Below are 7,622 nucleotides of genomic sequence, written 5' to 3'. Positions count from 1 at the left end.
TCGAATACTTCCACGCCGTTGCAGCAGGATGGAGCCTTAGAGATATGTGCATGCCCTAGGGCCTTCGCCGGGACGACACCGGAATGTCAGGCGCCACCTCACCCCGCCTTCCCCAGATGCTCCAGCGCGTCCTCCGCTCGTAGCGGCACCCGCGACGCCTCGTTGTTGAGATCGACGAGCTGCACCAGGAGCCCCATCAGCGCCTTGCGGTCCGCCGGCTTGAGCGGCTCCAGCATCCGCGCCTGGGCGCGTTCGACGGCGGGGATGATGTCGCGCAGGATCGCCGCGCCTGACTTGGTCAAATAGAGCAGCTTGATCCGCTTGTCTTCCGGCGCCGGCCTGCGCTCGACGAAATCCTTGGCCTGAAGCCGCTCGATGACGCTGCCGAGCGTGGAGCGGTCGAAGGCGATCACCGCCGACAGCCGCGTCGCATCGATGCCGGGGTGGGTGTGGATCGCGATCAGCGCCGCGTATTGCACCGGCGTGAGGTCGAACGCCTTGCATTCCTCCATGAAGATCGAGACCGCGATCTGCTGCATGCGCCGGAACAGATAGCCCGGCGCGGCATAGACCGCGTCAATCGTGATCGGAGGCGGCTTACTCGGCATCGGGCTGCTTCTCCGGCGCGGCGTTGACGAACGCCGGCAGCGCCTTGGCGGCAGCTTCCGCCTTAAGCAGACGCGGATAGGCGGAGACGTCGACGCCGAAGCGGCGCGCATTGGCGAGCTGCGGCACCAGGCAGAGATCGGCGAGCGTCGGCGCATCGCCGAAGCAGAACGGGCCCGGCTCGGCCCTGATCAGGGTTTCGCAGGCCGCGAGGCCCTCGCGGTTGACCCACGCCGCCCAGTCCTGAACCTTCTCCTCGGCAAGGCCAAGCTCGCGCAGCCGCGCCAGCACCTTCAAGTTCTGTACGGGGTGAGTGTCGCAGGCGATCGCCAACGCGAACGCCCTGACCTTGGCGCGCTGCAGCGTATCCCTCGGCAGCAGCGGTGGGTTGGGGTGGGTTTCGTCGAGCCATTCGATGATGGCGACGGACTGGGTCAGCACTGCGCCCGCATCGTTCTCCAGCGCGGGCACCAGGCCCTGCGGATTGATGGCGAGATAGGCGGGCGCGCATTGCTCGCCCTTGCGAAGGTGATGCGGCAGGTGCTCGGCACCGAGACCCTTGAGGTTCAGCGCGATCCGTACCCGGTAGGCGGCGCTGGAGCGGAAATAGCCGTGCAGCTTCATCGGAACCCTCCCGTTTCGTTCTTGTTCGCACGTTGACGCTACCTAGATCGTAAGTATACTGTCAATCAACAAAACGACGGGAGCCGCACCATGGAAGCCGTGACGAAGACGCCGGAACGCGAGGCGTTCTACAAGAAGATCGACGGCGAGAATCTCACCGCGCTCTGGACCGTCATGAGCGATTTGATCACACCGGAGCCGAAGAGCGCCTGCCGGCCGCATCTGTGGAAGTTCGACATCATCCGCGACTACATGACCGAAGCCGGCAAACTGATCACGGCGAAAGAAGCCGAGCGGCGCGTGCTGGTGCTGGAAAATCCCGGCCTGCGCGGGCAGTCGAAAATCACCACGTCGCTCTATGCCGGCGTGCAGATGGTGGTGCCGGGCGACATCGCACCCGCCCACCGGCACAGCCAATCGGCGCTGCGCTTCGTGCTCGAAGGCAGGGGCGCCCACACCGCGGTCGACGGCGAGCGCACCGCGATGGAGCCCGGCGACTTCATCATCACGCCGTCGATGACCTGGCACGATCATTCCAACGAGACCGATCAGCCGATGTTCTGGCTCGACGGCCTCGACATTCCGCTGGTGCAGTTCTTCGACTGCTCCTTCGCGGAAGGCTCCAACGAGGACCAGCAGAAGATCACGAGACCGGCCGGCGACAGCTTCGCGCGCTACGGCCACAATCTGCTGCCGGTCGACGTGAAGCGGAGCTCGAAGACCTCGCCGATCTTCAGCTATCCCTATGCCTACACGCGCGAAGCACTGGAGAAAGCCCGCACGAGCCAGGAGTGGGACGCCTGTCACGGGCTGAAGCTGAAGTTCAGCAACCCCGAGACCGGCGACTTCGCGATGCCGACCATCGGCACTTTCATCCAGTTGCTGCCGAAGGGCTTCAAGACCGCGCGCTATCGTTCGACGGACGCAACGGTATTCTGTCCGATCGAAGGCCACGGCCGCACCCGCATCGGGGAATCGACCTTCGAATGGGGCCCGCGCGATTTGTTCGTGGTGCCGAGCTGGCAATGGGTCACGCACGAGGCGGACATGGATGCGGTGCTGTTCAGCTTCTCGGATCGCCCCGTGCAGCAGAAGCTGGATCTGTTCCGGGAGGATCGCGGGAACGCGTGAGCCGGGCGTGCTAACACATACTCAGTGTCGTCCCGGCGAAGGCCGGGACCCATAACCACAAGGAGATGTTTGGCGAAGATTCTTAGTTGTTGTTCGGTACGAACACCGCGCTCCCTCGATAGATCACGCGGTATGGGTCCCGGCCTGCGCCGGGACGACGGCGGAGTGAACCTCACCGCCAGTGCAATAATTTGACCTCCAGCCAGTTGATCACCCTTCCCACAACCAACCCAAACACCGACAGGATCACCACGCCCGCGAGCAGCTGATCCGTCTGCATCAAATTGCCGGCCTGAAGCACGAACGCGCCGATGCCGTATTGCGCGCCGATCATCTCGGCGCTGACGACGAGCAGCAGCGCCACCGACGACGTGATGCGGAATCCGGCGAGGATCGCGGGCAACGCGCCCGGCCACACCACCTTGCGCACGATGGTGGCGAACGGCACGTTGAAGCTCTGCGCCATGCGGATGAGGTTGCGCGGCACCGCGTCGACGCCGCTATAGACCGAGATCGCGGTCGAGAAGAACACGCCAAGCGCAATGGTCGCGATCTTGGGCTCTTCGCCGATGCCTAGCCAGAGGATCAACAGCGGCAGCAGCGCGATCTTCGGGATCGGAAACAGCGCCGAGATGAAGGTGATGCCGACGCTGCGCGCCAGCCGCGACAGGCCGATGGCAAAGCCAACCGCGACACCGGCCGCCGTGCCGAGCAGCCAACCGACACCGATGCGCAGGAGCGACGCGGAAAGGTGCTGCCACAGCGCGCCAGAGATCGCGAGCTGGTAGATCGCACGCGCGATCGCCGATGGCGGCGGCAGGAACAGCGGATTGACGAGGCCGCTGCTGCCCGCCGCCTGCCAGATCGCAATGACCAGCGCGAGCGCGATCCAGCCGCCGAAACGGCTGCTCGCCGGCACGAAACCGGCGCCGCGAAAGCGGACGCGCCGGACCATTTCATCCTTCGCAGATGTTCCCACTGGCGCGCGATCAAGCATGCTGAACCTCGCGCTCGGCATCGATCGCCTCGTTGCGGATCAATGACCAGATCTGGTTCTGAAGCGCGAGCAGCTTTTCACGGGCTGCAATGTCACCGCGCTCAGTGCGCGTCATCGGCACCGCCACGACCTCGCGAATGCGGCCAGGACGCCGTGACAGCACCACGATGCGATCGGCAAGTCGCGCCGCCTCTTCGAGATTATGCGTGACATAGACCGCGCCCATGCCGCCGTCGGCGAGCAGCCGGACGAAATCCTCCATCAGCAGTTCGCGGGTCTGCGAATCCAGCGCCGACAACGGCTCGTCCATCAGGAGGATGGCCGGCTTGACCGCGAGCGCGCGCGAAATGCCGACGCGCTGGCGCATGCCGCCGGACAGCTGCTTTGGATAGGTTTTGCGAAAATCCGTCAGGCCGGTGCGGCGCAAGGCATCGTCGACCAGCGCGCGGCGCTGCACGGCCGAGAGCTGGGTGTGCAGCAGCGGGAATCCGACGTTCTCCTCCACATTGGCCCAGGGCAGCAGCGCGAAGTCCTGGAACACGAAGGTGAGCGGATTGAGACTGTCCGCCGGCGGCGCGCCGCGCAGCTCGGGCGCGCCGGAGGTCGGCAGCAACAGGCCGCCGAGGATCGACAGCAGCGTGCTCTTGCCGCAGCCCGAGGGCCCCACGATCGCCACCACCTCGCCCGCGCTGACGGTGAACGAGACGTCGTCGAGCACGGCGAGATCGCCGAAGCGATGGGTGATGTGGCTGGCGATCAGGTCCATGAGCTGCGTTCTACTCTCAATCCGCCTTCACGAATTCCTTTGCGATGATCGCATTCGCATCGAAGCCCTTGTCGGCAAAACCCTGCTCCTGGAGCCATTTGATCTGGTTGTCGACGTTCTTCACATCCAGCTTGCCGTCGGGATCGATATAGGCGCAATTGCCGACCACCTGCTCGACCGGGAGGTTCGTATACTTGGCGATGATCTCCAGCAGCGGCTTTGTCTTGTCATTGATCGGCGCGACGCCGTCCTTCATCGCGGCAAGGATGACGTCGTGATATTCGCGGTCGGCCTTTGCCAAAGCGCCGAGCAGCTTCGTCACCAGCGCCTTGTTGGTCAGCGTCTTCGGTGAAGCGAACACCGCGCCCAATTGCCAGGGTGTCTCGTCGCCGACCCAGCCGAGGAACTTCGCACCGCCGTCGTCCATCAGCTTTCGCGCAGTGGAGATCGGCAGCAGCGCCGCATCCACCGTCTCGCCCTTCAGCGCGGCCGCCGCATTCGACAGTGATTGCAGCGGCACGATCTTCACGTCGGCGAGCTTGAAACCGTATTTGTCGGCAAGCAGGCCGAGCGAATAGTGAAAGGAGGAGCCGACCTGCGTCATCGCCACGCGCTTGCCCGCGAGGTCCTTCGGCGTCTTCAGACCGCTCGCATAGGCGTTGTTGCTGGCGAAATAGCCGATCAGGGGATAGCCGGCCTTCTCGCGGCTCATGCCGCCGATCACCTTCAGCACGCCCTTGCCGGCGAGATTGTAAAGGCCGGCGGTGAAAGCGGTGACGCCGAAATCGATGTCGCCGGAGGTGGTGGCCACCGCGATCGGCTGCGCCGCATCGAAGAATTTCAGCTCGACGTCGAGGCCGGCCTCTCGGAAATAGCCCTTGTCCTGCGCGATGAAGACGGGCGCGGAGGAGGATAGCCTGAGCACGCCGATCCTGGCTTTCAGCGCGTCCTCGGCTCGGGCGGTGCCCATCGCTGTGATCGCCATCAGGCCAGCTAGCGCGAGCCGCACAATCCCGGTCATTTCGTTTCCTCCGCCGTCGATATCTTGCAGTCGGTTACAGGCCTTCGGGCACGGGCTGGTCCTGTCCGATAAAGGCGCCCTGTTGTTTCAACGTTTCCTGCAGCTTTTCAACGGGGATGTCACGCGGGATCCGGTTTCCGGAGAGCGCCAGCGCGGCGGCGGAACCGGCCGCCTCCCCCATCACGAAACAGGCACCGGAGACCCGGGCCGCCGACTGGCCCTCATGGGTCATCGAGGCGCAGCGGCCGGCGACCAGCAGATTGTCGACGCCTTCGGGCACCAGCATGCGGTAGGGCAGCTCGTTATAGCCACGCGATTCCGGGATCGGCGGGAAGGTGAAGACGACGTCGCCGGGGACATGGGCCTCGATCGGCCAGCCATTGACCCCGATGGAATCCTCGAACGACGCGCAGCCGAGCACGTCCTCGCCGCTGAGCTGATAGCCGCCATTGATGCGGCGGGTTTCGCGGATGCCGAGCTGCGGCGGCAGGTCGACGATGTAGGATTTTTCAAAGCCCGGCACGGTGCGCAGGAATTCGAACGCGGCGAGCGCCTGCTTGCGGCCCTCGATCTCGCCGCGGGTGAGATCGTCAGGCTCGATGCCGTTGATGGCATGGCCGTCCTCGCGCGCGACTTGCGTAAAGTTCACCCGCCATTCGATGCCGGATTTCTGTGGCCGCACGATCGCGCTCTTGCGCGGGAATGTGTGGGTACCGGCGGCGGTGGCCTGCTCCATCAATTGCGGGATGGTGCGCCAGGCATCGCCCGCCTTCGCCGGATCGATGCCGTTGAGGCGGAGCATCATCGAGGGATACATCGGATGGCCGTGCTCGTCGCCGAATTCGAACGGCGCGCCGGCCCAGACCGCGAGATCGCCGTCGCCGGAGCAATCGATGAAGATCTCCGATCGCACCGCCTGTCGGCCCGCCTTGGTCTCGACCATCAGGGCATCGATGCGGCTGTTATCGCCCATCACGACGCCTGCACCGAGCGCATGGAAAAGGATGTGCACCTTGTGACTGGCGAGCAGTTGGTCGGCCGCGATCTTGTAGGCGGCGGTGTCGTAGGCCTGGGCAAAGACCTTGCCGAGGATCAGATGCGGCGCGTTGAGCCCGTTCAAGCGGTCGATCCGAGCCAGCAGCTCGGACGCCATGCCCTGCACCAGCCGATGGGCCTCGCCGTAGACGTTGCCGTGCAGGCCGCAGAAATTGGTGACGCCGGCAGCGGTCCCCATGCCGCCGAGGAAGCCGTAGCGCTCGATCAAGAGCGTCCTCCGTCCCGCGCGCGCCGCTGATGCTGCCGCCACGATGCCGGCCGGACCGCCCCCGAGCACGACGACTTCATATTCGCCATAAAGCGGCACCTGGCGTGCCGGTTCTTCGATCGTGGTGGCCTGCATGGCGCGTCCTGTCCCTGAAACTCTCTTGCTTGGGCCCGACTATGAATTAGCGCGGACCGAGCTACAATCCGCCAAAATAGACGATCAGCTTTCGCGAATCGAGAAAGGTGGAAAATGGACGTCCTCGTCAACTTGCAGGCGTTCCTCGCCACCGCCGACGCCGCCGGCTTCTCCGCGGCTGCGCGAAAACTCGACGTCTCGACGTCGGTGGTGGCCAAGCGCGTCACGCAGCTCGAGGCGCGGATCGGCACGCCGCTTTTTCAGCGCTCGACCCGGCAGTTGCGGCTGACCGAGGCCGGCCAGCGCTACGTGCATCGCGCCCGCGCCGTCGTCACCGACGCCACCGACCTGCTCTCGCGCATGGGCGAGAAGGGCCATGATCTCGTCGATCACCTACGCATCAAGGCGCCGACCTCGCTGACGGTCGCGCGGCTTGCGGATGTCTTCACCGCTTTCCAGACCCAGAACCCGCGGCTCAAGCTCGATATCGTGCTGTTCGACCGTCCGGTCGATCCCGTCACCGAAGGCTTTGACATCGCTATCGGCGCCTTCCCGCATTCCTTTGGCGGTGTCGTCGACGAGCCCCTGTGCCCGCTGAAGCGGCTGCTCTGCGCCTCGCCCGCCTATCTGAAGAAACACGGCACGCCAAGACATCCGCGTGATCTGGTCGAGCATCGCTGTCTCAGCTTTCTGCCGACGGGGCCGGAGTGGATCTTTGACGGGCCGCGCGGCCGCATCAGCGTCCAAGTCAGCCCGCTGCTGTCCTGCAACGAGGGCCAAGTGCTGGCGCGCAGCGCCATCGCCGGCAACGGCATCGTGCTGATATCGGACTATCTCGTCGCGGACGCCTTGCGCAACGGCGCACTCAAGCCGGTTCTGCGCGAGTTTCCGATTCCGGAATTGTGGGTGAAGGCTGCGATCCCTGAACGGCGGCGCAATGCCGCCGCGGTGCAGGCGCTGCTCACACTGCTGAAAAGGTCACTGGCGGTGTCGCTGTGAAAGCCCGTAGATGGGGTAACGGGTCGGCCTCCGCGGCCAAGCCGCGCTAGCTACGGCGCTATGTGATGCGCGCGTCGCG

At 64.9% G+C, this 7,622-nt stretch carries 8 protein-coding genes; 2 read left to right on the top strand and 6 right to left on the bottom strand.

All coding sequences use genetic code 11. The features are described 5' to 3' along the window. Window positions 1-98 precede the first annotated feature (98 nt). Window positions 99-608 carry a MarR family winged helix-turn-helix transcriptional regulator gene (locus tag AC0L21_RS37590; protein ID WP_247817983.1) on the bottom strand — a complete coding sequence of 170 codons (510 nt, stop codon included), beginning with the start codon at window positions 606-608 and terminating at the stop codon, window positions 99-101. Then, the gene (gene maiA / locus AC0L21_RS37585; RefSeq protein ID WP_473267005.1) at window positions 598-1,230 is read right to left on the bottom strand and encodes a maleylacetoacetate isomerase; all 633 of its coding nucleotides are present in this window, start codon (window positions 1,228-1,230) and stop codon (window positions 598-600) included. Before maiA ends, AC0L21_RS37590 begins: the two co-directional genes overlap by 11 nt. 90 nt (window positions 1,231-1,320) lie before the next feature. Between maiA and gtdA the strand changes: the two genes are divergently transcribed. Continuing rightward, on the top strand, window positions 1,321-2,361 hold the full coding sequence (gtdA, locus tag AC0L21_RS37580) for a gentisate 1,2-dioxygenase (RefSeq protein WP_473267003.1): 1,041 nt from the start codon (window positions 1,321-1,323) through the stop codon (window positions 2,359-2,361). Between the two features lie 172 nt (window positions 2,362-2,533). Here gtdA and AC0L21_RS37575 read toward each other — a convergent pair whose 3' ends face one another. Genes AC0L21_RS37575 through AC0L21_RS37560 form a run of 4 tightly spaced genes read right to left on the bottom strand, consistent with a single transcriptional unit; the run spans window position 2,534 to window position 6,544 of the window. Continuing rightward, window positions 2,534-3,358: an ABC transporter permease gene (locus tag AC0L21_RS37575; protein ID WP_473267000.1), complete on the bottom strand. Its 825-nt coding sequence runs from the start codon at window positions 3,356-3,358 to the stop codon at window positions 2,534-2,536. After that, a complete protein-coding gene (locus AC0L21_RS37570) occupies window positions 3,351-4,124 on the bottom strand; it encodes an ABC transporter ATP-binding protein (RefSeq protein WP_473266997.1) in 774 nt (257 codons plus the stop codon). Before AC0L21_RS37570 ends, AC0L21_RS37575 begins: the two co-directional genes overlap by 8 nt. Window positions 4,125-4,140: 16 nt before the next feature. After that, window positions 4,141-5,145 carry an ABC transporter substrate-binding protein gene (locus tag AC0L21_RS37565; RefSeq protein WP_473266995.1) on the bottom strand — a complete coding sequence of 335 codons (1,005 nt, stop codon included), beginning with the start codon at window positions 5,143-5,145 and terminating at the stop codon, window positions 4,141-4,143. A gap of 34 nt (window positions 5,146-5,179) precedes the next feature. Beyond that, window positions 5,180-6,544 (bottom strand): FAD-dependent oxidoreductase, encoded by a 1,365-nt coding sequence (locus AC0L21_RS37560; protein ID WP_473266993.1) that lies wholly within the window; start codon window positions 6,542-6,544, stop codon window positions 5,180-5,182. A 114-nt stretch (window positions 6,545-6,658) separates the two neighbouring features. Between AC0L21_RS37560 and AC0L21_RS37555 the strand changes: the two genes are divergently transcribed. Continuing rightward, window positions 6,659-7,543 (top strand): LysR family transcriptional regulator, encoded by an 885-nt coding sequence (locus AC0L21_RS37555; RefSeq protein WP_473266991.1) that lies wholly within the window; start codon window positions 6,659-6,661, stop codon window positions 7,541-7,543. Window positions 7,544-7,622 lie beyond the last annotated feature (79 nt).

Source organism: Bradyrhizobium sp. WSM4873 (genome assembly GCF_055811355.1).
Note: the sequence above shows the minus strand (reverse complement) of the source record. Positions and strands in the feature narration are given on the sequence as shown.